The following is a 24,878-nucleotide window of genomic DNA, read 5'->3' as shown; positions in this document are numbered from 1 at the left end:
AATTGAGAATTCATTATTTGCAGCATGTGCCCTATGAGGGGCTTGGATTCATACAGGACTGGATAGATGAAAACCGCTGCCTGCTGACGAAAACGGCGATGTATAAAACAGATGTGCGTTTCCCTAAAACAGAGGAGTTTGATTTGCTTATCGTACTTGGCGGTCCGATGAATATTGATCAAACAGACGAATATCCGTGGCTTCTCAAGGAAAAAGAATTTATTTCAGGAGCCATCCAATCAGGGAAAAAGGTGCTCGGAATCTGCATGGGATCCCAATTAACCGCGAGCGCTTTAGGCGGAAGAGTAAGCCGAAACGAATTTGAAGAGGTAGGCTGGCACGAGGTGAAAATGAGAGATTCCCGGATTCCGGGGCTGCCTGCGAGTTTTCAAGCAATGCAGTGGCATGGAGATTCCTTTTCCATTCCGGAAGGAGCGGTGTGGCTGGCCGAGAGCGAAGCATGCAGCAACCAAGCCTTTCTTTTTGGTGACAAGGTTATTGGACTCCAGTTTCATCTGGAATTCACAGAGGAAATCGTCTCAAAAGTTGCCGAGAGCGAAACGCCTGCTAAAGGCCGGTATGTTCAGAGCTGGGATGAAATTGCGGAAGGAAGGCACCATTTTCAGCAATCAAAATCCTTAATAAAGTGCTTTTTGAATTACATGATGGACAACTAGAAAACTATCTTAAAATTACAAAATCTCGAGAATGGGTTGCGAATTGCCTATCCCTGTTTTAGAATAGGCTATACTCAATTAACCTAATTTATCCCGCTTTTCCGGGCGATACAAATCTTATGATCTCAAGACTTTGAGAGATTAGGTGATGAACATTCCCGCGAAAGTCCAATTCATCAGTGGGTCAAGAAAACGCCCGCTGACTTTATATCCTTGTATAATATCAGTTTAGTTTCGGTCTGATAGTCTCTACCTGGCAGCCGCAAAATGCCGGACTACAAGGAAGTATGAATCCATAAGAGATGTGGGGTGTGCCTTATTTGGCATTGCCTTGTCTGCAGACTCTGATTTTCATGCTTTCGGTCCATTTGGCTGAGGGTGAAAATTAGGGTTTTTTTCATTGGGTCAATACATCTTGGAGTTGAGATCATGTATTTTTTAATTAACCTGCTCGGCATTTTTGTAGTGATTGGACTTGTCTTTGCCTGCTCTCCCCAAAAAAGAGAGGTTAAATGGAAGTCTATCGGAATTTTGTTTGCTGCTGAATTGCTTATCACTTGGTTCATGCTTGGAACCGAGATTGGCGGTAAGGCAATCAGCACGTTTGCTTCGTTTTTCACGTGGCTGATCGCATGCGCCAATGAAGGGATTTCGTTTGTTTTTCCATCTGTCATGGCGAATGAAACCGTAGATTTCTTTTTTAGTGCACTCCTTCCTATTATCGTGATTGTCACTTTTTTTGATATTCTATCTTATTTCGGCATTTTAACCTGGATTATCGACAAGGTAGGCTGGGTGATTTCAAAAATCTCCGGACTGCCGAAGCTTGAGAGCTTTTTTTCCATTCAAATGATGTTCCTCGGAAATACAGAAGCGCTTGCGGTGATTCGCCAGCAATTGGTCGTTTTAAAAGAAAACCGGCTTTTGACATTCGGAATCATGAGCATGAGCAGCATCAGCGGATCCATTATTGGGGCATATCTCACGATGGTTCCGGCTGAATATGTGTTCAGTGCGATTCCATTGAACTGTTTAAATGCTTTGCTTCTGGCGAGTATACTGAACCCTGTAGCTGTTCCGAAAGAAGAGGACATTGTGTATGTTCCACCAAAAAGTGAAAAGAAGGATTTCTTCTCAACCATTTCAAACAGTATGATGGTCGGGATGAACATGGTCATCGTTATTCTTGCCATGGTAATCGGGTATGTCGCCCTGACTGCCGTATTGAATGGAATCCTCGGATTCTTTATTGAGGGGTTAACGATTCAAAAAATCTTCTCCATTCTCTTCAGTCCATTTGCGTTCCTTCTCGGACTTTCGGGGAAAGATACGATGTATGTGGCCCAGCTCATGGGAATTAAAATGGCTACAAACGAATTTGTCGCCATGCTTGATCTGAAAAAAAATCTTGCTTCACTCAATCCTCATACGATTGCTGTCGCGACAACATTCTTGACTTCATTTGCCAACTTCAGCACAGTCGGCATGATTTACGGGACATTCAGTTCAGTGCTGGGAGACGAAAAATCATCCATGATCGGAAAAAACGTCTGGAAGCTTCTTGTCAGCGGGATGGCTGTTTCCCTGCTGAGTGCGATGATTGTCGGTTTGTATGTCTGGTAATAATGAAGTATTTGCCTTCCAAATAGGAAGGCTTTTTTTATAGTGAGTGGATTGCGCTAACTGAAAAACATTCATGGAGCACTGCTTCTTTCAGGAGTCTGGCTGCTCCGCATATACTAAAAAGGGGGGATGACGATGAAGAAGTGGATCATGAAGCAAACATGGAAAAATCTTTTATTTGTTCATTGGCCTGTGGAAGCGGAGTGGCTGGAGGAAATGCTTCCTGACCCGTTAAAGGCCGATCTTTTCAAAGGAGAGGCATGGATCGGACTCGTTCCATTCGAAATGCACGATATCCGGTTTAAAGGGCTGCCATCTGTACCGATGTTTTCAAGCCTTATAGAGCTCAATGTAAGAACATATGTAACATATAAGGGAAGGCCAGGCGTCTATTTCTTCAGCCTGGATGCGAGTCATCCGGCCGGCGTCTGGATGGCAAGGACATTCTTTCATTTACCTTATTTCCGGGCAAAAATGAGTGCAGATCCCATACATAGCGGGACACATTTAGTTTCAAAGAGAACGCATAAAGGAGAACCTTCCGCTCAGCTCGATATGACGTACAAGCCGGGTGAACATGTGATTAAACCCTCTCCGCTCGAGCAGTGGCTGACAGAACGCTATTGTCTTTATACGGTTGGGAAAAATCAGCTGCTTCGCGGAGACCTGACTCATTCTCCCTGGAGTTTCAGCCGGGGCACATGCGATATTATGATGGACAGCCTAACCCCGCCATATAACAGAAAGGATTGGACTGATTTACATATTCTTCATTCAATGGAAGTAAAAACAGAATTTTATCCTTTTGTTAAACTTTTGTAGCCTGCAGACCCTGGTAAACCAGCAAATTTGAAAAAAGTTCACAATATTTTACCTCTTTAAAAAAATAAAGCATCTAGTTTTATATAAGCTTCCATAGTAAGATGGGGATAGTTCGTGAAAAAAGAAAATGATTTCAGGCCGCCATAGATCGTACTTACCCCTTGAGGAGGAAGATATGACAAAACAAAAACAAGTAATGCTTAAAAAGAACATGGCCCCATTTGAAAAATCCAGCGTGAAATCAAGCGTCCGACAGCTGATTAATACATTTCCGCCATTTTTTCTCCTTTGGTTTGCTGCCTATCAGTCTCTTTCCTTATCTTACTGGCTGACTCTCGCTCTCTCCATTATCGCTTCAGGTTTTGTTATCCGGATTTTTATTATTTTCCATGACTGCTGCCACCAGTCTTTTCTCAAAACGCGCAAAGGCAACGACATTCTCGGCATCATCAGCGGAGTGATTACCCTTTTTCCTTATGAAAAATGGAAAAGAGCCCATTCCATACACCATGCAACAAGCAGCAACTTAAATAAGCGCGGAACAGGCGATATTTGGGTTCTCACGGTCGACGAATACGTTTCCTCCTCATTTTGGAGAAAAGTAGGCTATCAGCTTTACCGAAATCCGTTTATTATGTTCGGACTCGGTCCCATTTATCTTTTTTTGATTTCAAACCGGTTTAACCGGAAAGGGGCAAGGAAAAAAGAACGCCTCAACACGTATTTGATTAACATGCTGATTGCCGGAACTTACGCTCTATTATGCTGGGCGATTGGCTGGCAGGCCTTCCTGCTGGTGCAGCTTCCGATTGTATTTGTATCCGGAGCACTCGGGATCTGGCTGTTTTATGTACAGCATCAATTTGAAGATTCCTATTATGAAAATGAAGAAGAATGGGATTACGTGAAAGCCGCAGTCGACGGCAGTTCCTATTACAAACTTCCAAAAGTTCTTCAATGGGTGACCGGCAATATCGGATTTCACCATGTTCACCATTTAAGCCCGAGAGTCCCGAACTACAACCTGGAAAAAGCACACCGTTTAACGCCTCCATTGCACAAGGCGACAACGATTACTCTGCTGTCCAGCCTCAAGTCTCTTCGTTTTCACCTGTGGGATCAGAAGAATAAAACCTTTGTCCGGTTTAAGGACATCAAGCATTTAATGCGCAAACCGAATTCTGAGATGTAGACACCTGGCTGCCAACTTATGTTGGCGGTTTTTTTATGCTATTATTTCGGGTTTTGTGCAATTATTCTTGACACAAATCGTGAAAAAATTATAAAAATTTCATATCCGAGTGATCCATCTCTCTTTTTCCCCCGTTAGCTTACCGAACACAAAAAATTACACGTATTGGAATACAATCCGACTTTATTAAAGGAGGAGGTGAAAAGATAAGGTGCAAAAGCAAGTAATTCAGGCTGCATTAGTCTTAGGAATCTTGACGGTTCCTGCATTCGCTTCTGCTGAAGGCTTGCTGAGCTCTACTGTGAAAACAGCCACTGGAGCAGTGAAATCTGTCACAACTGAGGTCGTTGGTGTTTCAGCAGAAAAAGAAGATTCTGCTATGGAAGAAAAGCAGGCAGCTCCGATTAAAAAGGAGAGCACCAGCCAAAATGCATTGAATAAAACAGTTTCTTCTGTAACAGAGTCTCTATCTACTACAGCGGACAAGGTGACAGATTCCCTATCCGACGGCAAGCCTTTAGTAGACTTGAATCTATCAAAAAACCTTTCATTAAAAGTAAACGCTGGAGCTGTTAACGCAGATCTTTCCAAAAATCCAAGCGTGAAGGTTGAAACTGGAATTGCTGATGCAAACCTCTCGGAAAAATCTTCTGTGAAAGTGAATACCGGCACAATCAAAGCCGATGTCTCGGAAGAACCAAGCTTTAAAATCGATACAAAGGTCATTCAAGCCGATGTATCTAAAGAGCCAAGTATCAAAATTGATACAAAGATGGTTCAGGCGGAAGTAAACAAAGACAAGGTCTCGGTGAATCCGGCTAAACCAGACATTCCGGTAAAAGAGGAGCAACCGAAAAATGAAGCAGATCAAGCTCCGGTAAAGGATGAACCTGCCCAAGCTCCAGCCGAACCGAAAGAAATGGATATGAAAGAAACGATAGAAAAAGAAACATCCAATTCCGTGCTTGTTGCCGCTAAACCGGAAGCAAGCAAGAAACCTGCAGCAGCCGTTCCAGCGCCAGTAAAAAAAATAAATAGCCAAACTGAGCCTGAACGTGCAAAAATCACGGCTAAGCCTTCCGAAAAAAGCCCTGTAAAAATAGGAAAGGGTACGGAAGCTCCGGCAAATGGGCCCCCTGAAATGGTGAAAGAAAAACTAACCGCCATTACAGTAAGCCAAAGTGCTCCGTCATCCTCTGCGATGACTGGCGGCAGCTCTGCTGGTGCAGGCTTTAACGCCGTGGGGATGCTTAATCCCATGCAGGAAGAATTTATTTTTGCCGATCCGGTCCAAAATGGCCAGGAAAAGCGCTATTATGACCAATGGTTAAATGCTCCGCCGGCACAGCCGCCCCAATCTTCTCTTCTTTTAACTAAAAGCATATAAACAAAAAAACTTTTATTAAAAGGAGAGAATTTTATTATGAAAAACGTACTCAGAACATTAACCGTTACAGGTGCTCTTGCAGCAAGTCTATTTGTTGGAGGCCAAACAAGCTACGCAGCGGAAAAGGATTCTTTGCTGGACTTGGATCGAATCAATATCCTGGAAGGCGGAGAAAATCAAAGCTTGCTCGAAAACATCAATATTCTGGATCGCAGTGACGATCAGCGTGTAAAAGCAGACACTGTTACCGATGGAAACATTAAATCCGATGTGAAAGAAACAGAAGATACGAAGACAACTGTTTCAGAAGCAGAGGGAACTGCGGGAGCCGCCGCAGCCGTGGAAGGCGAAGACACATCCGCCGCAGCGAAAGCAGAAGGCAGCGGAAAAGTCTCCAGCGAAACCATTGTTAATGAAGAAAACGACTCCTATTCTTCCAAAACAGATGCCGATGCAAAAGGTGAAGCAGGAGCCGCAATTAAAGGCGAAGATACATCTGCTGCCGCAAAAGCGGAAGGCAATGCTGGAGTTTCCAATGAAACAATAGTCGAAGATGATAAGTATTCTTCTAAAACAGATGCCAAAGCATCCGGTGAAACTGGAGCAATGATCGAAGGCGAAGACACTTCTGCCGCAGTGAATGCGAAAGGTGACGCTGGAATCTCCAATGAAACAATAGTCGAAGATGATAAGTATTCTTCTAAAACAGATGCCAAAGCATCCGGTGAAACTGGAGCAATGATCGAAGGCGAAGACACTTCTGCCGCAGTGAATGCGAAAGGTGACGCTGGAATCTCCAATGAAACCGTAGTTGAAGAAGACAAATATTCTTCTAAAACAGATGCCAAAGCATCCGGTGAAACTGGAGCAATGATCGAAGGCGAGGACACTTCTGCCGCAGTGAATGCGAAAGGTGACGCTGGAATCTCCAATGAAACTTTAGTTGAAGAAGACAAATATTCTTCTAAAACAGATGCCAAAGCATCCGGTGAAACTGGAGCAATGATCGAAGGCGAGGATACATCTGCTGCAGTGAATGCAAAGGGTGACGCTGGAATCTCCAATGAAGCTGTTGTAGACGAAGAAAATGACACTTATTCTTCTAAAACTGAAGGCAGCCTTGCTGGTGAAACAGGTGCTGTTCTTGAAGGTGAAGACGCTTCTGCCGCTGTAAAAGCGAAAGGAAACGCTGGAATCACTAATGAAACAGTGGTTGATGAAGAAAATGACACTTATTCTTCTAAAACTGAAGGCAGCCTTGGAACTGGTCTAGGAACTGTTTTGGAAGGTGAAGACAGCTCTGCTGCTGCAAACGCTGATACAAACACGAAAATCTGGAATGTTTTCGAAACAAACGATGATTCTTCAAAAGCTGCAATTGGAACAGATTCTACTTCAAAATTTGGACTTGGCTTGCAAGGGGAAGACAATGAGTCTGTCATGATTAATGGAATGTCTGATATTGTTACTGGACTATGGGTACAATCAAATGAAGAAGATGATTCGTACGAAGCTGGATTAAACTCCAAAACGAACAATCAGCTTGGTCTAAACCTGACGGATGGTGAAGAATCCATGCTCGGTGCGAACGTTGGACTTATGACAAATCTTGAAGCGATGTTCTCTGGCAGTGAAGATGGAGACGATAGCGAAAGCAGCTTCAACAGCGGCTTGAACCTTGGTCTTAACCTTATGCTGAATGGAGTAACTGACTCTGAAGATGGTGATTTAGGACTATAAGAAGTATCCTTTTTAAAGGAAAGGCCTGACGAGGTCTTTCCTCTTTTTTTTGCGGCCGGACATTGCGAACAAACGGGGTGATGCCGGACAAGAATGCCGGACATCGCAACCCAAACGGGTGATGCCGGACAAGAATGCCGTACATCGCGACCCAAACGGGGTGATGCCGGACAAGAATGCCGGACATCGCAACCCAAACGGATGATGCCGTACAAGAATGCCAGACATCGCGACCCAAAAATGTGATGCCGGACAAGAATGCCAGACATCGCGACCCAAAAATGTGATGCCGGACAAGAATGCCGGACATCGCGACAAAACGGGGTGATGCCGGACAAGAATGCCGGACATCGCGATCCAAACGGGGTGATGCCGGACAAGGATGCCGGACATCGCGATCCAAACGGGGTGATGCCGGACAAGAATGCCGGACATCGCAACCCATACATGTGATGCCGGACAAGAATGCCGGACATCACGTCACCAAACCGGGTGATGCCGGACAAGAATGCCGGACATCGCAACCCAAACGGGTGATGCCGGACAAGAATGCCGGACATCGCGACCCAAACCATGTGATGCCGCACAAGAATACCGTACATCGAGACCCAAACATGTGATGCCGGACAAGAATGCCGGACATCGCGACCCAAACCAAGTGATGCCGGACAAGAATGCCGGACATCGCAACCCAAACGGGGTGATGCCGGACAAGAATGCCGTACATCGCAACCCAAACGGGTGATGCCGGACAAGAATGCCGGACATCGCAACCCAAACGGATGATGCCAGACAGCACGATCAAAACAAGACATTACCTGACATCCCACCTCCCCCGCCATACAAATTAGCACAAAAAAATGGAGAGGTCATAAAACCTCTCCAGTCCAAACACTTATTCCAAATTTGCATGCTTTCCATACATCGTTTTCGAATCGAGTCCTTTTTTTTCCATGAACTTCAGGATCACGGCATCGAAAAAAAGGAGGAGGGTTTGTTCAAAAAGTGAACCCATTGGCTGGATTGTTTCTTTTCGTTCCCCGGATTGGTCCTTGGGTGCTCCAGGCAGTTTTACGGTGAAATCCGCCATATTGCCAAGAGTGGACTGAGGGGAAATGGTGACGCAGGCTATGCTGCCTCCGATAGAACGCGCCTTTTCCGCCATTGAAACAAGACTTTTTGTTTCTCCTGATCCGGATGCAATGATGATCAGATCGTTCTCTTCAAATTGGGGAGTCGTCGTTTCCCCAACGGCGTAAGCATCGAGTCCCATATGCATCATTCTCATGACAAAGGCTTTGGCCATTAACCCGGAGCGGCCCGCGCCTGCAACAAAAATTTTATTTGATTCCAATATTTTTTCGACAAGCACGGATGCTTCCTTTTCGTTCAGTGCATCTGCTGCAGCATCCAATTCATTGAGAATGGTGCGGAAGAATTCTGCGGTCTGCATGGGGTTATCCCTGCTTTATCAATTTCTGCATTTCAGCGGCTGTTGCTTTTTTATCATCTTGACCAGTGATGCCGCCTCCTACAATGACTAAATCCGGGTTGGCTTTGATCACTTCTGGCAATGTATCCATTTTAATTCCGCCGGCAACGGCTGTTTTCGCATTTTTGACGACACGTTTAATGGCCTTAAGGTCTTCAAAGGAGTTTTGGCCGACTGCCTGAAGGTCATATCCAGTATGAACGCAAATGTAATCAACGCCAATTGCGTCCAGCTCTTTTGCGCGTGTTTCGATGTCTTTGACGGCAATCATATCTACAAGAATTTTCTTGTTTTGTTTTTTTGCTTCTTCAACAGCGCCTTTTATAGACATATCTTCAGCTGCCCCAAGAATGGTGATAATGTCTGCACCCGCTTCTGAAGCTTTCATGACTTCATAGCCTGCTGCATCCATAATTTTAAGGTCAGCTAAAACCTTCAGGTTAGGGAATGCTTCTTTCATTTCTTTTACGGCTTTCAGTCCTTCATTTATCACAACGGGAGTACCAATTTCAACGATATCAATATGGTCTTCCACTTCTTTAACCAATTCAATTGCCTCTGGAATGTTCACGAGGTCTAATGCAAGCTGCAATTCCATCTATAATCACTCCTGTAAATTAGTATGGGCAATCCTTTTTACTATTCCCTAAAGATGCCTGAATTCATCTTACTCCCAAATTTATGTTTGTGTAAGTACTGACTTTAAACTTACATAGTGATAAAAAGTATACTGTGGATTATAATAAGGTTTGAGGTGATGAAGATGACCCGGATGAAAGACAAGCTTTTTAATTGTGAAAAAGAATTAACTCTTTCTGTCATCGGCGGAAAGTGGAAAATGCTGATTCTTTGGCATTTGGGAAAAGAAGGAACGAAGCGTTTTGGGGAATTGAAATCGCTTATGCCTGGCATTACACAGAGGATGCTTGTGAACCAGCTTCGTGAATTGGAGGAAGACCGGATTGTTCACAGGGAAGTGTACCCTGTCGTTCCGCCAAAAGTAGAATATTCCCTCACGGTTCAAGGTGAAAGTCTGATGCCGATTCTAGAAGCGATGTATGACTGGGGCAAAAATTATATGGTTGAATTAGAAGCGAATCCGCCTGAAAACGCGGCTCAAAAATAAAAAGACTTGCCCGGGCGGCAAGTCTTTTTGATTAAATTTTAATATCCTTGGGTCCTTCAATAATCCGGCCGACAGCCGATTCAAGCTTTTCAATCGGATCGCTCTTTTTAAGATCCTTAAACTGAAGGCCTGTTAACGATTCGATTTTCGATAACGGAACCTGATATGTTTTGTAATCTCCGTATGCAAATTCTAAGTCTCCGATTAAATTCTTCTGTGACTGAAGGTACGCGGTCGCGGAGAGGGTGCCGTCTTCTTTTACCATGACCGCCACTTTCCAAAACTCCGCCGGAATTTGAATATCACGGTACACAAGATCATCATCTCTGAAAACCGGCCCCGTAAAAATCGTGGCTTTAAACTGATGGTTTTCGGCATTATCGAGGATGTAATTTTCAAGCTCAAGCCACGTTTTCTGGTTCAAGTTTTTATGCTGAGGAGAGCAGTTTGTAAAATGGAACGTATCATCGTTTGCTTTCTTTGCATCTGGTCCCCATACCGGGTCTCTTCTTCGTACAAGATGACCGCGGTCTAAATCATTTTTGCTGTACAATTCCTCACCCGCCTGATATTTTTCATCAATGCGGGGATCGTAGTACCAGGAATCTTTGTCCCGTTCAATCTCCTTTAATTGTTTTCCATCTATATTGACTACTGTATAGTAGGCAATTCTTCGCTTTTTACTCATAACGAGGGAAAAATGCGTGTAATCAAGCACGTTCCCGCCGGATTTTACTGGAGCGGTATCATCTTCCTGCTCCTTCGAGAGCTGAGGCAGCGATACGGTATGCTTGCTCCCGAGGAATTTGCTGTCATATCCAGTGGCTTTTTCATATCGGGAAGGCTTTAGTTTTTTCACTTTTATCGGATGATGCTGCTCTTGGTCCGGCTTTTGATCTCCAAGGATTTTGGAGAGCAGCTCCTTTTGATGCTCTTTAAGAGAGGCTTTGTGCGCTGAAAGAAATTTAACGATGCTGCTGATTCGAATCCCTTCATTTGCCGTGTATTGCTCAGGATTTTCAGGATCCGGCACGCCTGCATGGTGCAAAGCCACTATAACCCATTCATCATTTAAAACGGGTGAGCCGGAAGAGCCTTCCTGTGTATCGGTCGAATAATGAATAAAATCATCAAAAACATCTGTGATCTTATTATCGCGTATGGCTAATGATTTAGGTGCCCCGGAAGGATGCTGAATAATGGAAACATATTCTCCGACCAGCCCTTTGCCGGACTGGGCATGGAGCGGAAGGAAGCCAAAATCACTTAACGGTGAACCATCGGCTGAGATTTCCTCGACAGCTGTCAGGGTAAAATCCATTTCTTCATTCGTAATAAACAATTTTTCAGGAATCAAGCGGAAACTTTTGATTTGCTTTTCTCTTAGCTGAAGATCCAACTCATAGTTGAATTGAGCCAGACTGTTTAAAGCAGCATCCTCGTCAGCCAAGACGTGATGATTCGTAAGCAGAAGGGAAGGGGATACAAGAAAACCTGTGCCGTGTCCAAGCACTCTGCCAATCCGGTCTCTCACTTCAATCCTGCACACAGATTTTGAAGCTTGAATTCCGGATTCCAGATAGGAAATAGGAAAAAGGTTGTTCTCACCGACAATTCGTTCGAGTGCCAAGCCATCCCGCGGATTGACGAGTGCCTGCCGATAAGCGGCTCTCTCGGGTGTATCGACTTCAAGAGGATTCTTTGTCTCAAGCTTCTTTGCCAGTTTTTCACGTTCATTGGAACGATGCTCATACCTTTTCATCGCCTGCTGTTCCTGATGGGCTGAAGTTTCTTGATTCCACTGCTTCTGCGGCTCTTTCACACGAATAATCGTCATGATTCCCTCCTGAATTTTTTTACCCCCTCAATGGGGGACAATTCCATTATAGAAGGGTTTTACCAGAAGCTCAAACATTGGCCCTGAGAGTGATGGGTATGCTAATCTAATGAATAATTCAAGTAGATGAAAGCAGGTGGCAGGTTTGGATTTAAATTTAAAAGGTAAATTAGCTGTTGTAACTGGTTCAACAGGGGGAATAGGTAAAGAAACGGCAAAAAGCTTTCTTCAGGAAGGTGCCAAAGTTATTATTAACGGAAGAACGGAAGAAAAAGTGCAAAAAGTTGCGGACGAGCTCTCCGCATTTGGAACGGTATATGGAGTGGCAGCGGATCTCTCAAAGCTTGAGGGAAGCAATGATTTCATTTCAAAAGTAAATGAAATTGGACCGGTGGATATCCTGGTCAACAATCTTGCCTTTTTCGAAGTGAAATCATTTGAAGAGGTAACGGATGAAGAATGGGAAGATTATTTTCAAACAAATATCATGAGCGCTGTAAGACTCTCTCGCAAATTTTTGCCGGATATGCTGAAACGGAACAGCGGCCGCCTTCTTAACCTGGCAAGTGAGGCAGGAGTAAAGCCTTTGCCGCAGATGATTCCGTATTCTGTAACCAAAACAGCCCTCATCTCTCTTTCAAGAGGACTGGCGGAATTGACAAAGGGAACGAATGTTACGGTAAATTCCGTCCTTCCGGGGCCGACCTGGACAGAAGGAGTCGAAAACTTTATGAAAGGTGCAGCCGAATCGGAGGGAAAAGATCTCGAGCCATTTACAAAGGATTACTTTAAAGAAAATGAGCCCACATCCTTGATTCAGCGTTTCGCAACCGTTGAAGAAGTAGCAAGTACCATATTGTTTCTGGCATCGGATAAAGCTTCAGCTATTAACGGCTCTGCCCAGCGGGTTGAGGGAGGCATTATCCGTTCTTTATAAAATAGGGAGGGATTTTAACATGATTAAGCTGACCGAACGTGCAAAACAAAAACTTAGTGAGTCACCTGAGGGTACTGTTTTCTCCATTCCTTTTGATCCGGGAAGCTGTGACATTGTAAACAATGTTTATGAAATCAAAGGAATGAAGGATCGGGAACTGGAAGGGCGCGAGAAGAAAATATCTGCAGAAGGATACGATTTTATTGTCGATAAGGATTTTGAAAAAGGCTTTGATCACGAGCTGGAAATCGACTTCTCCAATAACCACTTTGTCCTTCGCAATAAGAATCAGATCTTTAACAGCCGGGTAAGATTAACCGTTGATCAGTAAGCAAAAAGCGGACCTTTATGGGTCCGCTTTTTTTATTTCTTATTTTTTGTAACGTACTGCACGATTTTTCGAAGCTCCGTAACCGAAGGACGACCGAATGGACTGGTTTGTCTTTGCTGGTAAAGAACTTTTCCTTCTTCATCAATCAGAAAATAAGCGGGTTCCCCATGTACACCGTGATCTTCATAGGGCGCATCTTCGCCGTGATAGAAGACGTCGTACGCTTCCAGCGCTTCCAGCTTTTCATCCGCTAAGACCGGAAAAGTAAAGTCATGCTCTTCGGACATCTTTTTTAAGGCATCAAGCTTATCGGTTGAGATGGCGATCATATGGACATTTTTGTCTTCAAAATAAGATTTGCTTTCCTGCAGGCTTGTCAAATCACTGATGCAAACCGGGCACCAGGATCCTCTGAAAAAGACTACAAGATGAAGGCTCTTATGCTCCTTCTGATGCTTTTCAAAGGAAAAAGTATCTCCGGATACAGCAGGCAGCGAGAAATCAGGCGCTTTTTGATTTAATTGAAATGCAGGCATGGTCATTCCTCCCAGAACATTTATGTTTCCGTTCTTCTATACCCTCTTTTTATTCTCCATTACCCTAAAACAGCACCTTGACAATATCTGAATTATGGAATAATTTGGTCTTACCGGCATATATTTTGGTCATACCAAAAAGGAGATGAGGAATGTGGAAAGGGCATCGGATCTTGTTGAAAAAGCACTGGTTCAATCCATTCTGGAACAAAAGCTTTTGCCTCATACCACTTTGAAGCCAGAGCGGGAGCTTGCTTCCATTTACAAGGTTGGCAGACCGGCTGTCAGGGAAGCGATTCAAAGAATGGTGCGTGATGGATGGTTATCTTTGAGAAAAGGAATGCCGCCGGCAGTCAATGATGTGTGGCAGCAGGGGAATCTGATGACCATTGCCAGCCTGCTCAATTCCTATGAGAACATTCCGAGGGAATGGATCAGTTATATGCTGGAGCTGCGGATTTCGCTCACTCCTTCCTATATTCGGGATGCCGTTGAAACGAACCGGGCAAAGGCGGCCGCATTATTGCTCCAGGCGAATGACCTTAAACCGGATGCAGCAGATTTTGCAAGATTTGATTGGGAGCTGCAGCGCGGAATGGCCGCACTATCTTCCAATCCTTTGTATTTACTTATTATTAATAGTTTTACAGATTTTTATATAACAATGGCTGTGCAATATTTTGAGGAGCAGAGTCATCGAATGGCATCCAGAACGTATTACGCGGGTTTGCTGGAAGCTGTACTTGCTGGACGTTCAAAGGAAGCGGAGGCCATCACTAGGAAGATGATGCAGGATAGCCTTAAGTTATGGCGAAATAAGAATGAGGAGCTGAATACATGAAAAGCAAAGGATTGTATCGTGATTTTTTCCTTCATTTTGATATTTTAGTAATGGGACTGATCTTTATTTCACTGGGAGCCTCTGTCTTCATTATCCATCCTTCCTGGCTGAATGCAGGCTTCTTCTGTGCCGGATTAATTGTGTTTATTTTCAGCGAGTATGTAACGCACCGGTTTCTTTTTCACCTTAAGCCGCCGAAAAACCGTTTGTTTCTCCAGTTTTTAAAGCGTTTACATTATGATCACCACAAATATCCGAATGATTTAAAGCTGCTGTTTTTGCCAGTGTGGTACAGTATTCCGAATTTTATCATTTTGGCGGTCATTTTTTATTCTTTCACAGCGAACTTACTAAGTACAGCGGCATTCGGGATGGGTCTGATTTTCATGCTGCTCACCTACGAGTGGAAGCACTATGTTGCCCACCGGCCAATCAAGCCGCTTTTTGGATTTGGAAAATGGATGAAAAAAACCCATCAGCTCCATCATTTTAAAAATGAAAACTACTGGTATGGCGTCTCCAACCCAATTGGAGATGTTCTGTTTGGAACATTAAAGGATGAAAAAAAGGTAGAGATGAGCCAAACTGCGAAGGATTTAGAGAAGCGGAAAGGATGAGGGTTATGACGAAAATTGCCGTAGTGACGGGAGCTTCCCGTTTAAATGGAATAGGTGCCGCTATTTGCAGAGAGCTGGCTGCCGCCGGGATTGATCTATTCTTTACTGCCTGGTCACCATTTGATCAGGCGGTGTATGGAAAAAATCACACAAACGAACCAGCGGTATTGCTTGAAGAACTGCGGACAGCAGGAGTACGCGCCGAAATGATGGACGCTGACTTGTCTGATCCGGCGGTACCTGAAATGATTTTTAATGAAGTCAAAAAGAGAATGGGGGCAGGTCCCGATATCCTTGTAAATAATGCGGCTTTCTCTGTAAATAAAGACATCCTGGAGATGACGGCCCTCGACATGGACCGGCATTACCAAGTCAATGTGCGAGGAACGGCCCTCATGTGCGGGGCCTTCGCCCGTCATTTTTCAAAAGTAAGCGGGGGAAGAATCATCAACATGACGTCCGGCCAGTCACGCGGACCGATGCCCGGAGAAATTCCTTATGCCGCGAGCAAAGGAGCGATCGATGCCCTCACTGTTTCCATTTCTGCTGAACTTGCGCCGATGGGCATCACCGTAAACGCCGTAAATCCGGGTCCGACCGACAGCGGCTGGATGAACCGTGAAGTAAAGGAGCACCTGGGGCCAATGTTCCCCTTCGGCCGAATCGGCCAGCCCGCCGATGCCGCCAGACTCATCCGTTTTTTAGTCAGTGAGGAGGCAGAGTGGATCACCGGCCAGGTGCTTCACTCGGAAGGCGGTTTTCGCAGGTAGATGGCTTGGAGTGAGGGGGCTGCGGAGGCATGGGATTTCAGGTCCGTGGTCCTCTTTCAGCAATTGCCGTGAAATAAAGAATTTTGTTCATGGCTGGTGGATAAGTTACTGTACTTGGAAGGCGGGTTTCGCAAGTAAGGGGGCTTGGAGTGAGGGCGACTGCGGAGGCGGGGGGCTGCCTGTGGTCCCTTTTTCAGCAATCAACTAGAGAAAGTCAGCAATTGTGCTTCGTTGAAGGAATTTGTACATGGCTAGGAATAAGGTACTGCACTCGGATGGTGGGTTTCGTAGGTAAAGGAATTGGAGTGAGGAGACTGCGGTGGCGGGGAGCCGCCTGTGGTCCCTTTTTCAGCAATCAACTAGAGAAAGTCAGCAATTGTGCTTCGTTGAAGGAATTTCTACATGGCTAGGAATAAGGTACTGCACTCGGATGGTGGGTTTCGTAGGTAAAGGAATTGGAGTGAGGAGACTGCGGAGGCGGGGGATACAAGGGCCGTGATCCTCTTTCAGCATAAATCTTGAAATTTCATCATAAACCTCCTAAATTTCATCATAAATCCAAAAAATTCATCATAAGGTGCCTGAAATTCATCATAAAGACAGTTTAACGAATAAAAGTTACTAGAAAGGAAGGAGAAAGATCCTGAATTGCAGAAATTATAAAGATTCAAACGAAAGGAGAAAGCATTTTGATTAGAAAAGAAAGAAAAATCCCTATAAAGGTACTTAAATTAGAGGCTCTTTTAAGGAGGCTGTCAAAAGCGCATCTGAAATATCCTTTAATAAAAGAAGACTTAGCCAAGATAAAGGCTGGGTATAGAGGTGAACAATCGCTTGATTATTACCTCAGCTTTCTCTCAAACGACAAGTACCATATCCTTCATGATCTCCGTCTTCTCCACAAAACCCATCATTTTCAGATTGACTCTCTTCTACTCTCACCGAATTTTATTCTAATAATGGAAATTAAAAACATAGCCGGGACCTTATACTTTGACCATTCTTTTAATCAATTTATCCGGACGTTCGATGGTAAGGAAGAGGTATTTCCTAATCCGCTTTTTCAAATTGTCAGGCACAAGATGCAATTAACGAATTGGCTAAATGAACATCTAAATTTGGATGTCCCCGTTGAAACTCTGTTGATCTTCAGTAATGCCTCCGCTATTATAAAATCATCTAATCCACATTCTCATTCAATGAAACCAGTAATTCAAAGCGCAGAGCTTATTTCTAAGGTAGAAGAATTTGAAAAAAAGTATAAAATGCCTGTTATGACAGATAAACAGCTAAAGAAGATCATTAAAAACTTATTGAAAAATCATACTGCAAGCGAGGTTGATGTTCTAGACTCGTACAGCATTCTTCCTGAAGATATTATAATAGGAGTTATTTGTTCTCATTGTGAGTCATATCCGATTAATAAAATCAATGGGAATTGGAAGTGCAGAACTTGCGGAAATCTAGCAAAAAGGGGACATATGGATGCACTAACTGACTATGCTTTATTATTTGACACAAAAATTTCGAATAAAGAAATGAGAAGCTTTTTAAACCTCAATTCCAGGAACGCTGCCGCTTATTTAATGAAAAAAGAAGGTTTTCCTGCAGAAGGAGAAAAAAAGAGCACAGTTTATGATTTATCCCGCTTAATCAACCAATGAAAGGAGCCTCCATACATGCATATCCCCGCCAGCCTCCAAAAAATCGAATCCATTCACAACATCAAAATCTGCTTCGCCGTCGAAGCGGGCAGCCGTGCATTCGGATATGCATCTGAAGATAGTGATCATGATGTGCGCTTTATTTATATCCACCGCCCTGAATGGTATCTCTCCATTGATCAAGGGAAGGATGTCATTGAAGAGCCGATAAGCGAAAATCTGGATATCAGCGGATGGGAAATGACGAAGGCACTGAGGCTTTTCAGAAAATCAAATCCTTCTTTACTTGAATGGCTGCAGGCGGAAACGGTTTATGAGGATTGTTTTTCATTCGCGGATAGTCTCCGGGTATTAAACCATACTTATTTTCAGCCAAAGCCGGCGCTGTTCCACTATTTGAACATCGCCTCAGCAAATGTAAAGAAGATCAGCGGAGGGTCGATTACTATAAAGCCGCTCCTGAATCTTATCCGTTCTATCTTAAGCGCAGGCTGGATCAGGAACCATGGTACATTTCCTCCAAACGTAATAGACTCTTCTATCTTGGCACCCTATATAAAATTGAAAAAATCGGGTCACACAGATCCCGTTTTATTAAGTAAAGAGATCCAGAGTTTTATACAACGTGAAATGGAAGAATTAAGGGATTATGCCGAATCACTGAGGCAAATCCATACAGATCCTACCGCAGAACTGAATCTTCTTTTTCAAAATACATTGAAAAAAGCCTGGCCAGAGAACAGATTTCGATAAGAAATCTGTTTTTTTATTAAAAAGTGATCCATTAGGTCAACTGTCCCGTTTACTATATGTAAAACAAAAAACAAGGGAGTGAACAGCTACATGAATATGAAAAGAATCCTTATAATGATGATGGCTTTACTGCTTTTTATCCCGACCATGGCTATGGCCGCAGGAGAAAAGGCGCAGCCAACGGTTTCTACACCGGCAGCAGATCTTAGATCGACCTTAGACCAGCTGTTATCCGAACACTTTGTGTTAGCGGTTATGTCGATGACGAAGAAATATGACGGAGCAGCCGATGCAGAGCAAGTACAAGCCGCTCTAAATCAAAATGCAAAAGATATGACACCTGCCATTGAATCCATTTACGGAAAAGAAGGCGCAGCACAATTCGAAGAAATTTTCCTTGGTCATAACACTTATACAGACTCTTTAGTAGAAGCAGCGAAAAGCGGAGATGCTGAAGCACGAAAAGCAGCTGAAGCAGAAGTTCAAAAATTCGTAGACGACTTCTCTAAATTCCTGGGAACAGCGACTGAAGGCAAACTTCCGGAAGCAGCTGCAAAAGAAGCTCTTCGTGCTCATGAAGATGATGTAATGAAGGCATTCGATATGCATGTGAAGGGTGATTATGAAGCATCTTACACAGCTTTCCGTGAAGGCTATGCACGTATGTTTGTAATTTCTAAAGCACTATCAACGGCAATCGTTTCCCAAATGCCTGAGAAATTTGAAAACACAAAAGCGGATACACCAGCAGCTGATTTAAGGTCCAACCTGAATATGCTTGCTTCTGAGCACTTTGCTTTAGCAGCAATGGGTATGCAAAAAGGCTTTGATGGAGCAAAAGATTACGATTTCGCAACATGGGCTGAAGATATGCACACAGCTGATTTCAAAGCAGCGATCGCTTCTATTTATGGTGAAGAAGGCGGAGCACAGTTTGAAAAAGTATGGCAATCCAAGCACATCACAGCACAAGCTGATTTAGCTGCAGCGGCAGCACAAGGTGATGAAGAAAAAGTAAAAGCAGCGAAAGAATCGCTAAGCATGTTCTCTAAAGATTTCGGTGCATTCCTTGGAGCGGCTACTGAAGAAAACCTTCCTACTGCAGATGCACAGGCAGCAGTAAAAGGTCATGAAGATACAGTAATCAAAACATTTGATAGCTATGTAGCGAAAGATTACGATGCAAGCACGGCTTCATTCCGTGAAGGATATGCTTACATGTATGGTGTAGGCGAAGCACTTGGCGGAGCAATCGTAAAACAAATGCCAGAAAAATTCATGGCAGAAAACATGCCTTCCGATATGCCTAAAACAGGTATGGGCGGTACAGCAAATGATCAGTCTCAATACATGATGTATGCTGCACTTGCTGGAATTTTGGCTCTGACTGGCGGATTAGTGATTCGCAAAAGAGCATTAAATAAGCAATAAACCGGGAATAGGGAAAAAGAAGAGAAGGTCATCTCTTCTTTTTCCTATGATATCCACTCTCTTGAAGCGGAGGTGTTTTCGTGAAATGGTTCCTTTCCATTGTTTATGCAGGACTGTTCACCCTTTTTATTTATAGTGCAGCTGACTACTTCTTTCTAAATAATGAGCAGCCTTCAGCAAATGCTACGCAGGCTGAGAAAAAGGCTGAGGAAAAGAAAGAAGGGACTCCGGCTGTTGTTAAAACGAAGCTTCCTTTAGATAAGGAATTTCCGAGAATCAAAGAGCAAATTAAATCCATGAACGGATTGACCTCTGCCTTTAAGGGGATGGAGCCGGCAAAGGTGGAAATACCTAAAATTGATGTATCAGCGAGTATTGAAAAGGTCGGAACTCTTTCAACTGGCCAGATGGATGTTCCGAAGGATGACAAAAACGTTGGCTGGTTTGAACCGGGAACAAAAGTCGGCAATGCCGGAAACGCGGTATTTGCGGGACATGTAGATAATAAAACAGGCCCTGCTGTTTTTTACAACCTTAAAAAACTTGAAAAAGGCGATGAAATTAAGGTGAAGGACGCAGAGGGGAAAGAGCTTGTTTTTATAGTAAAAAATAAGGTCAGCTATCCGCGTGATAAAGCTCCTCTGGATGAGATTTTTGGCAGTACCAGCCGGAGGAATTTAAATTTAATTACGTGTACAGGAACTTTTGACCGCTCTAAACGAACTCATGAAGAACGGCTCGTCGTTTATACAGAGCTTAGAGATGATTTCGTTAAACAGATTGAAACAAGCGCAGAAAATCCGGAAGCTCCAACCCACGTTGAGGTAAACGGAAACCTGGTTTCATGGCATGCTGTGAGAGATGAAAAAATCATCGGATACCGTGTTTATCGCCAAAACAGCAACGGAACGAAGGAGCAAGTAGGAAGTGTTTCTTCATTAGACCGTAAAAATTATTTGGACCCCGATTCCCAGAGCTCCATCTATTCGGTCACTTCTGTCGATATTTACGGACAGGAATCCCACTTTGCAAAATGGACTTCTGGAAATGAGAACGAATCCCGCTGAGCATTCAGCGGGATTTTTGTTTTGCAAGCCGCCTCCGCTTTTCTCATTGTCCAGCTCCGGGCGCTAGCGCTTCGGCCGCTTCGCTTCTTCGGTCGAGGCAAATAAGCGCCTCTCGGTCAGAAGCTCCACCGTCTTTCAGCGCTGAGCAAGCGCCCTCCGCTTTTCTCATAATTTCACATGATTCTCTCATTCTCTTGCCAGAATCTTCTTTTAAAATAAAGACAACAGCAAGGAGGAACGATTTGAACTAGTATGGGAGGTTTTCTAAATGGGCTACTATGATGATCATAATCAGGAATCTGTTTCAAGCCGGTACGGGAATGAGAAGAAAGCGTCTAAGCCGAGCCGCTGGAAGCCCGTTCTTTCTTCTATAACGAGCGGGGTGGTCGGCGGTATGATTGTTCTCGGTGTGTATCCGCTGATTGAGGATAAACAGCAGGAGAATCCGGCTGTTCAAAATGCACCTGCTGAACAAGCGGCTTCTCAAAGTACAGTGAAGCCGTCAGCGAATGTGCAGACGGTGAGCAATAATGTGAATGTGGCGGATGTTGCAGAGAATCTGTCGCCTGCGATTGTCGGAATTGCCAATCTTCAGCAAAGCCAGCAGAGTTTCAGTGATACCCCTCAAGAGAGCAGTACGGGCTCCGGAGTTATTTTCAAGAAGGAAGGCAAGGATGCTTTTATTTTGACGAACAACCATGTAGTGGAAGGAGCTCAGTCGCTTGATATCTCTTTTTCAAACGGGAAAAAAGCGAAGGGGGACCTGGTCGGGGCGGATCCGCTGACGGACTTGGCGGTTGTACGCATTAAGGCCGATCAGGCTCCGGGAGTAGCGGCAATCGGAGATTCTTCTAAGCTCCGTGCCGGAGAAAAAGTCATCGCGATTGGAAATCCGCTTGGAATTGAGTTCTCCCGTACTGTAACAGAGGGGATTATAAGCGGCACCAATCGAAGTATCCAAATTGATACATCGAAAGGCCCTTGGGAGCTGAATGTCCTGCAGACGGATGCTGCAATCAACCCTGGGAACAGCGGAGGCCCGCTCATAAATATGAATGGAGAAGTGATAGGAATCAACAGCCTGAAAATCAGCCAGAACGGAGTAGAAGGCCTTGGCTTTGCCATTCCAAGCAACGATGTGATGCCGATTGCAAGTCAGTTGATGAAAAAAGGCCAGGTAGACCGTCCGTTCCTCGGTGTTTCTCTTGGGGACATTGAACAAATTCCGCCTCAAATTGCGAGCCAGGAGCTTGGTCTCCCTGAAGGAGTGACTACAGGCGTTTATTTGGATAAAATCCAGTCAGGATCTCCGGCAGATAAAGGAGGCCTGGAACGAGGCGATGTAATTATCGCACTCGATGGCAAGAAAGTGAAAAATTCCAGTGAGCTGAGGAAATATCTGTATGAAAGCAAGTCCATTGGGGATAAAGTAAACGTTACAGCATACCGTGATGGCAAAAAACAGGAATTTACTCTTACCCTCGCTGCTCAAGAATAGATGGTCAATACCCTTCCCCCATATTATATATAAATGATAAACCTGCTTCGCGGAAACGAAGCAGGTCTTTTTTTTACCGCCAATATTGGTGCAAGGGACCTTGTCCCCCTGTGACCGGATCCTCGTCCGGGATGGGTACGGATTGTATGCGTTCTATTATTTCAGGCTGAAGAGAATCGCTTTCGGAATACTGATCGCTTCTCATCCCGTCCGGATAGGCTCCGGCTACGCTAAAATCAGAAGAGGAAGACAGGTTTTTATGACCGGTTCCAGCTGGAAGAACGATTACATCACCTGTCTGAATCAAAAGGTCCGCTCCCATTTCTCCGCCGATTCGCACCTCGGCGTAACCCGAGATTACACCGAGCACCTCGTGACAATTACTGTGGTAGTGGTGATAAGGAAAAATGCCATTCTCCCAGCTGTTGAGCCAATTGTTCCGATTGAACATCTCTTCCATCCTGCCGGGCTGATTTATGAGCGCTCTCCTATATAGAAGGACCGGAAAGGCAGGGTGGTTCGGGATCGTTCCGCTTCTATTAAAATAGAAAGTTTCAAGCCGATTGTCAAAGTGATTCATCCTGTCTCCTCCTTAATCTCCGCCCCCGCCTCCGTCAGAAGAAGCGGCTGAGCTTGCGACAACGGCGATCATGGCGGCCTGCTGTGCCTGCATCATGATTTCAATAGACGTATAAAGCCCGGTTCCGATGAGGCTTGAGTTTTCCAGACGGTCACTGGCGATTAGATGAACGGCTACTGTGAAGTTCATATCTTTATGCCACTTAAAATGTTTTTCCCCATTCAGTTTTTTAATAAAACTAAAAAGAGTTTCAAAATCAGCAGCTTGGCTATTGATTAAAGAGAGCAGACCGATTTCCGGATAATGTTTTCTTTTTAAGCTGAATCCATAGTCTTCCAGTGTACGGGCTGTCTGGACACAGCGGCTCACGATATCCTGTGAAGCTGCTTGGCCTGTTAAGGAAAGGATATGACTTAAAAACTGGAGTTCATTTCCCTGTTTGAACCCGCTGCGGTTCAGCTCATCATAATAGGATTCCATTAATTCGATCAGTTCTTCTGCCCGTTCCTCTCTTTCAGCTAGAAGAACAGCAAGCGGGTAGTCGCTTGCGGACGTCAGGAAGAAATGCTGATCCTTCATATAGGAGTATATGGTATGCGCCTTTGCGGCTTTTACATGAATTTTGTCTTCGGCGGTGTTCGTACCCATTAAAGCCAGCGCGGAAATATACGTAAAGATGCCCTTTCGGAACCCCGCATGCACAAGCATATCGTGCATCCGGTGCATTTCGTCAAATTTGGCAAATGGATCCTCGTACCTTGTGTCGAGAATCGCTGCTGTGATGAAGCGGTGATAGGATTTAAATGGAGAAAACATTCCGCTGTATGCTTTCATATAGTCGCATACATGGAGATAGTGTGAAAGGTTGAAAGCCCTGTTTGATACGGCATAAAGAGAAGCGGCCATCATTAAAATTCTCTGATCAGCGACCTTCCATTTCAGTTCATCCTTGAGCTGTAAAAAGATGTGATGGTATTGATCGAGCTTATGCTGTCCATACTCCATATTGCGTCCCTCCTATTCATTCCTCTAATCATACGGATTAAGAATAAAAAGGTTTCGCAGGAGATCATAAATCACCTCCAAGATTAAATCTTGGAGGTGAGCAGGCGTTTGTTCTGGGTGGTATTAGTTTTGCAGACGTGCCCGTTTGGCATGGCGGGCTGCTTTCTCCGGCTCAGGAGTATTTCGATTTTCCTTTGCTTCCTGTTTGGTTGCCTCATCTCCGCCAACGACATGATCCACATCGTTCATTAGTGCTTCATACCCTTGTTTAGCTACGAGCACTTTATCGTTTTTCTCTGAAGAACCGATTTCGCTCGAGTCCATACCAGCATTAGAGTGGAAATCTGTATCTGTCGGACCTGGCAGGAGGGCTGTGACCGTAACACCTGTTCCGCGCAGTTCCTCACGCAAAGATTCTGCGAATGAAAAGCCAAATGTCTTGGAAGGTCCATATACGGTTTCATATGGAGTCGGAAGTGTTGCGGCAATTGATGAAACAACGAGAATTTTACCGCGGCCGTTTGGGAGCATATGCTGAACGACACGTTTTGCCATGTGAACCGTTCCAGAAATATTAATGGAAATCAGCTTGAGCTCATCTTCAAGATCTGTTTCGGCAAATGCCCCGCCAAGCCCGATTCCGACGTTAAGAACGGCTGCTTCGACAGGACGGACTAATTCCTTCACAAAGGTCCAAAAGCTTTCAACACCATCGTAGGAAGAGGCATCGGCCTGATGGGGATAAGCATTAGCTCCAAGACCGCGGATTACTTCTGCCGCCTCGTAAATCCGGTCGCTTGATCCTGATATAGCGATATCATAACCGTTTTCGGCGAATTGTTTGGAAAGCTCAAGACCAAGTCCGGAGGATGCTCCGGTAACCATTGCAAGCGGACGTTTTTCTGACATAAGAATCTCTCCTTTGTGTAACTTTCGTTTGTATAGAATATAC

General features: G+C 44.4%; 24 protein-coding genes and 1 riboswitch. Of the genes, 17 read left to right on the top strand and 7 right to left on the bottom strand.

Annotation, left to right across the window (positions count from 1 at the left end; translation table 11 throughout):
* Nucleotides 1-2: 2 nt before the first annotated feature.
* The 6 genes from CEF21_RS19615 (at nt 3) to CEF21_RS19590 (ending at nt 7,441) form a co-directional block, all read left to right on the top strand.
* Nucleotides 3-677, top strand: coding sequence for a type 1 glutamine amidotransferase (locus CEF21_RS19615; RefSeq protein ID WP_123919312.1), 675 nt, complete (start codon nt 3-5; stop codon nt 675-677).
* A 193-nt stretch (nt 678-870) separates the two neighbouring features.
* A riboswitch (purine riboswitch) is annotated at nt 871-975 on the top strand.
* Between the two features lie 131 nt (nt 976-1,106).
* Nucleotides 1,107-2,300, top strand: a complete 1,194-nt coding sequence (locus tag CEF21_RS19610) for a nucleoside transporter C-terminal domain-containing protein (RefSeq protein ID WP_123919310.1) — start codon at nt 1,107-1,109, stop codon at nt 2,298-2,300.
* Between the two features lie 135 nt (nt 2,301-2,435).
* The gene (locus CEF21_RS19605) at nt 2,436-3,122 is read left to right on the top strand and encodes a YqjF family protein (RefSeq protein WP_123919307.1); all 687 of its coding nucleotides are present in this window, start codon (nt 2,436-2,438) and stop codon (nt 3,120-3,122) included.
* A 175-nt stretch (nt 3,123-3,297) separates the two neighbouring features.
* The gene (gene desA / locus CEF21_RS19600; protein WP_123919305.1) at nt 3,298-4,314 is read left to right on the top strand and encodes a Delta(5) desaturase DesA; all 1,017 of its coding nucleotides are present in this window, start codon (nt 3,298-3,300) and stop codon (nt 4,312-4,314) included.
* Between the two features lie 211 nt (nt 4,315-4,525).
* The gene (locus tag CEF21_RS19595; RefSeq protein ID WP_123919303.1) at nt 4,526-5,701 is read left to right on the top strand and encodes a hypothetical protein; all 1,176 of its coding nucleotides are present in this window, start codon (nt 4,526-4,528) and stop codon (nt 5,699-5,701) included.
* 36 nt (nt 5,702-5,737) lie between these two features.
* Entirely contained in the window at nt 5,738-7,441 is a 1,704-nt protein-coding gene (locus tag CEF21_RS19590; protein ID WP_123919301.1) for a hypothetical protein, read from the top strand.
* Between the two features lie 895 nt (nt 7,442-8,336).
* Here the strand turns inward: CEF21_RS19590 and hxlB are convergent.
* Complete coding sequence (gene hxlB, locus CEF21_RS19585; RefSeq protein WP_123919299.1) at nt 8,337-8,894, bottom strand: 6-phospho-3-hexuloisomerase; 558 nt, start codon at nt 8,892-8,894, stop codon at nt 8,337-8,339.
* Between the two features lie 4 nt (nt 8,895-8,898).
* Nucleotides 8,899-9,531 carry a 3-hexulose-6-phosphate synthase gene (gene hxlA / locus CEF21_RS19580; protein ID WP_123919297.1) on the bottom strand — a complete coding sequence of 211 codons (633 nt, stop codon included), beginning with the start codon at nt 9,529-9,531 and terminating at the stop codon, nt 8,899-8,901.
* 165 nt (nt 9,532-9,696) lie between these two features.
* On the opposite strand from hxlA, the gene hxlR reads away from it, so the two are divergent.
* Entirely contained in the window at nt 9,697-10,059 is a 363-nt protein-coding gene (gene hxlR / locus CEF21_RS19575) for a transcriptional activator HxlR (protein WP_123919295.1), read from the top strand.
* Nucleotides 10,060-10,090: 31 nt separating this feature from the next.
* Here the strand turns inward: hxlR and CEF21_RS19570 are convergent, their stop codons facing one another.
* On the bottom strand, nt 10,091-11,896 hold the full coding sequence (locus CEF21_RS19570) for a DNA/RNA non-specific endonuclease (RefSeq protein WP_123919293.1): 1,806 nt from the start codon (nt 11,894-11,896) through the stop codon (nt 10,091-10,093).
* 145 nt (nt 11,897-12,041) lie between these two features.
* Here CEF21_RS19570 and CEF21_RS19565 point away from each other — a divergent pair, with 145 nt between their 5' ends.
* A complete protein-coding gene (locus CEF21_RS19565) occupies nt 12,042-12,833 on the top strand; it encodes an SDR family NAD(P)-dependent oxidoreductase (RefSeq protein ID WP_123919291.1) in 792 nt (263 codons plus the stop codon).
* 19 nt (nt 12,834-12,852) lie between these two features.
* Complete coding sequence (locus CEF21_RS19560; protein ID WP_123919289.1) at nt 12,853-13,164, top strand: iron-sulfur cluster biosynthesis family protein; 312 nt, start codon at nt 12,853-12,855, stop codon at nt 13,162-13,164.
* A 32-nt stretch (nt 13,165-13,196) separates the two neighbouring features.
* On the opposite strand, the gene CEF21_RS19555 is transcribed toward CEF21_RS19560, so the two are convergent.
* Nucleotides 13,197-13,700, bottom strand: coding sequence for a peroxiredoxin family protein (locus CEF21_RS19555; RefSeq protein WP_123919287.1), 504 nt, complete (start codon nt 13,698-13,700; stop codon nt 13,197-13,199).
* A 145-nt stretch (nt 13,701-13,845) separates the two neighbouring features.
* Between CEF21_RS19555 and CEF21_RS19550 the strand changes: the two genes are divergently transcribed.
* From CEF21_RS19550 to CEF21_RS19515, 8 genes are all read left to right on the top strand, one after another.
* The gene (locus tag CEF21_RS19550) at nt 13,846-14,541 is read left to right on the top strand and encodes a GntR family transcriptional regulator (protein WP_123919285.1); all 696 of its coding nucleotides are present in this window, start codon (nt 13,846-13,848) and stop codon (nt 14,539-14,541) included.
* On the top strand, nt 14,538-15,158 hold the full coding sequence (locus tag CEF21_RS19545) for a sterol desaturase family protein (RefSeq protein ID WP_123919283.1): 621 nt from the start codon (nt 14,538-14,540) through the stop codon (nt 15,156-15,158). Before CEF21_RS19550 ends, CEF21_RS19545 begins: the two co-directional genes overlap by 4 nt.
* Nucleotides 15,155-15,928, top strand: coding sequence for an SDR family oxidoreductase (locus CEF21_RS19540; RefSeq protein ID WP_241156716.1), 774 nt, complete (start codon nt 15,155-15,157; stop codon nt 15,926-15,928). Before CEF21_RS19545 ends, CEF21_RS19540 begins: the two co-directional genes overlap by 4 nt.
* Before the next feature lie 689 nt (nt 15,929-16,617).
* Complete coding sequence (locus tag CEF21_RS19535; protein ID WP_164462255.1) at nt 16,618-17,592, top strand: nuclease-related domain-containing protein; 975 nt, start codon at nt 16,618-16,620, stop codon at nt 17,590-17,592.
* 15 nt (nt 17,593-17,607) lie between these two features.
* A complete protein-coding gene (locus tag CEF21_RS19530; protein ID WP_123919277.1) occupies nt 17,608-18,345 on the top strand; it encodes a nucleotidyltransferase domain-containing protein in 738 nt (245 codons plus the stop codon).
* Nucleotides 18,346-18,435: 90 nt separating this feature from the next.
* Complete coding sequence (locus CEF21_RS19525) at nt 18,436-19,776, top strand: copper amine oxidase (RefSeq protein WP_123919275.1); 1,341 nt, start codon at nt 18,436-18,438, stop codon at nt 19,774-19,776.
* Between the two features lie 80 nt (nt 19,777-19,856).
* Nucleotides 19,857-20,843 (top strand): class F sortase, encoded by a 987-nt coding sequence (locus CEF21_RS19520; protein ID WP_123919273.1) that lies wholly within the window; start codon nt 19,857-19,859, stop codon nt 20,841-20,843.
* A gap of 268 nt (nt 20,844-21,111) precedes the next feature.
* Nucleotides 21,112-22,341 (top strand): S1C family serine protease, encoded by a 1,230-nt coding sequence (locus CEF21_RS19515; protein WP_123919271.1) that lies wholly within the window; start codon nt 21,112-21,114, stop codon nt 22,339-22,341.
* Between the two features lie 73 nt (nt 22,342-22,414).
* Here the strand turns inward: CEF21_RS19515 and CEF21_RS19510 are convergent, their stop codons facing one another.
* The 3 genes from CEF21_RS19510 to CEF21_RS19500 form a co-directional block, all read right to left on the bottom strand.
* The gene (locus CEF21_RS19510) at nt 22,415-22,921 is read right to left on the bottom strand and encodes a cupin domain-containing protein (protein ID WP_123919269.1); all 507 of its coding nucleotides are present in this window, start codon (nt 22,919-22,921) and stop codon (nt 22,415-22,417) included.
* Between the two features lie 12 nt (nt 22,922-22,933).
* Nucleotides 22,934-23,926: a DUF4003 family protein gene (locus tag CEF21_RS19505; RefSeq protein ID WP_123919267.1), complete on the bottom strand. Its 993-nt coding sequence runs from the start codon at nt 23,924-23,926 to the stop codon at nt 22,934-22,936.
* A 123-nt stretch (nt 23,927-24,049) separates the two neighbouring features.
* Nucleotides 24,050-24,835: an SDR family NAD(P)-dependent oxidoreductase gene (locus CEF21_RS19500; protein ID WP_206427789.1), complete on the bottom strand. Its 786-nt coding sequence runs from the start codon at nt 24,833-24,835 to the stop codon at nt 24,050-24,052.
* Nucleotides 24,836-24,878 lie beyond the last annotated feature (43 nt).

The organism is Bacillus sp. FJAT-42376 (genome assembly GCF_003816055.1).
Lineage (GTDB): Bacteria > Bacillota > Bacilli > Bacillales > Bacillaceae > Metabacillus_B.
Note: the sequence above shows the minus strand (reverse complement) of the source record. Positions and strands in the feature narration are given on the sequence as shown.

Excerpts from the sequence above, each read along its gene's own strand:
- CEF21_RS19610 (WP_123919310.1), top strand. The coding sequence starts at position 1,107 with ATGTATTTTTTAATTAACCTGCTCGGCATTTTTGTAGTGATTGGACTT.
- CEF21_RS19605 (WP_123919307.1), top strand. The coding sequence starts at position 2,436 with ATGAAGAAGTGGATCATGAAGCAAACATGGAAAAATCTTTTATTTGTT.
- desA (WP_123919305.1), top strand. The coding sequence starts at position 3,298 with ATGACAAAACAAAAACAAGTAATGCTTAAAAAGAACATGGCCCCATTT.
- CEF21_RS19590 (WP_123919301.1), top strand. The coding sequence starts at position 5,738 with ATGAAAAACGTACTCAGAACATTAACCGTTACAGGTGCTCTTGCAGCA.
- hxlB (WP_123919299.1), bottom strand. The coding sequence starts at position 8,894 with ATGCAGACCGCAGAATTCTTCCGCACCATTCTCAATGAATTGGATGCT.
- hxlA (WP_123919297.1), bottom strand. The coding sequence starts at position 9,531 with ATGGAATTGCAGCTTGCATTAGACCTCGTGAACATTCCAGAGGCAATT.
- hxlR (WP_123919295.1), top strand. The coding sequence starts at position 9,697 with ATGACCCGGATGAAAGACAAGCTTTTTAATTGTGAAAAAGAATTAACT.
- CEF21_RS19570 (WP_123919293.1), bottom strand. The coding sequence starts at position 11,896 with ATGACGATTATTCGTGTGAAAGAGCCGCAGAAGCAGTGGAATCAAGAA.
- CEF21_RS19560 (WP_123919289.1), top strand. The coding sequence starts at position 12,853 with ATGATTAAGCTGACCGAACGTGCAAAACAAAAACTTAGTGAGTCACCT.
- CEF21_RS19555 (WP_123919287.1), bottom strand. The coding sequence starts at position 13,700 with ATGCCTGCATTTCAATTAAATCAAAAAGCGCCTGATTTCTCGCTGCCT.
- CEF21_RS19550 (WP_123919285.1), top strand. The coding sequence starts at position 13,846 with ATGAGGAATGTGGAAAGGGCATCGGATCTTGTTGAAAAAGCACTGGTT.
- CEF21_RS19545 (WP_123919283.1), top strand. The coding sequence starts at position 14,538 with ATGAAAAGCAAAGGATTGTATCGTGATTTTTTCCTTCATTTTGATATT.
- CEF21_RS19540 (WP_241156716.1), top strand. The coding sequence starts at position 15,155 with ATGAGGGTTATGACGAAAATTGCCGTAGTGACGGGAGCTTCCCGTTTA.
- CEF21_RS19530 (WP_123919277.1), top strand. The coding sequence starts at position 17,608 with ATGCATATCCCCGCCAGCCTCCAAAAAATCGAATCCATTCACAACATC.
- CEF21_RS19525 (WP_123919275.1), top strand. The coding sequence starts at position 18,436 with ATGAATATGAAAAGAATCCTTATAATGATGATGGCTTTACTGCTTTTT.
- CEF21_RS19515 (WP_123919271.1), top strand. The coding sequence starts at position 21,112 with ATGGGCTACTATGATGATCATAATCAGGAATCTGTTTCAAGCCGGTAC.
- CEF21_RS19510 (WP_123919269.1), bottom strand. The coding sequence starts at position 22,921 with ATGAATCACTTTGACAATCGGCTTGAAACTTTCTATTTTAATAGAAGC.
- CEF21_RS19505 (WP_123919267.1), bottom strand. The coding sequence starts at position 23,926 with ATGGAGTATGGACAGCATAAGCTCGATCAATACCATCACATCTTTTTA.
- CEF21_RS19500 (WP_206427789.1), bottom strand. The coding sequence starts at position 24,835 with ATGTCAGAAAAACGTCCGCTTGCAATGGTTACCGGAGCATCCTCCGGA.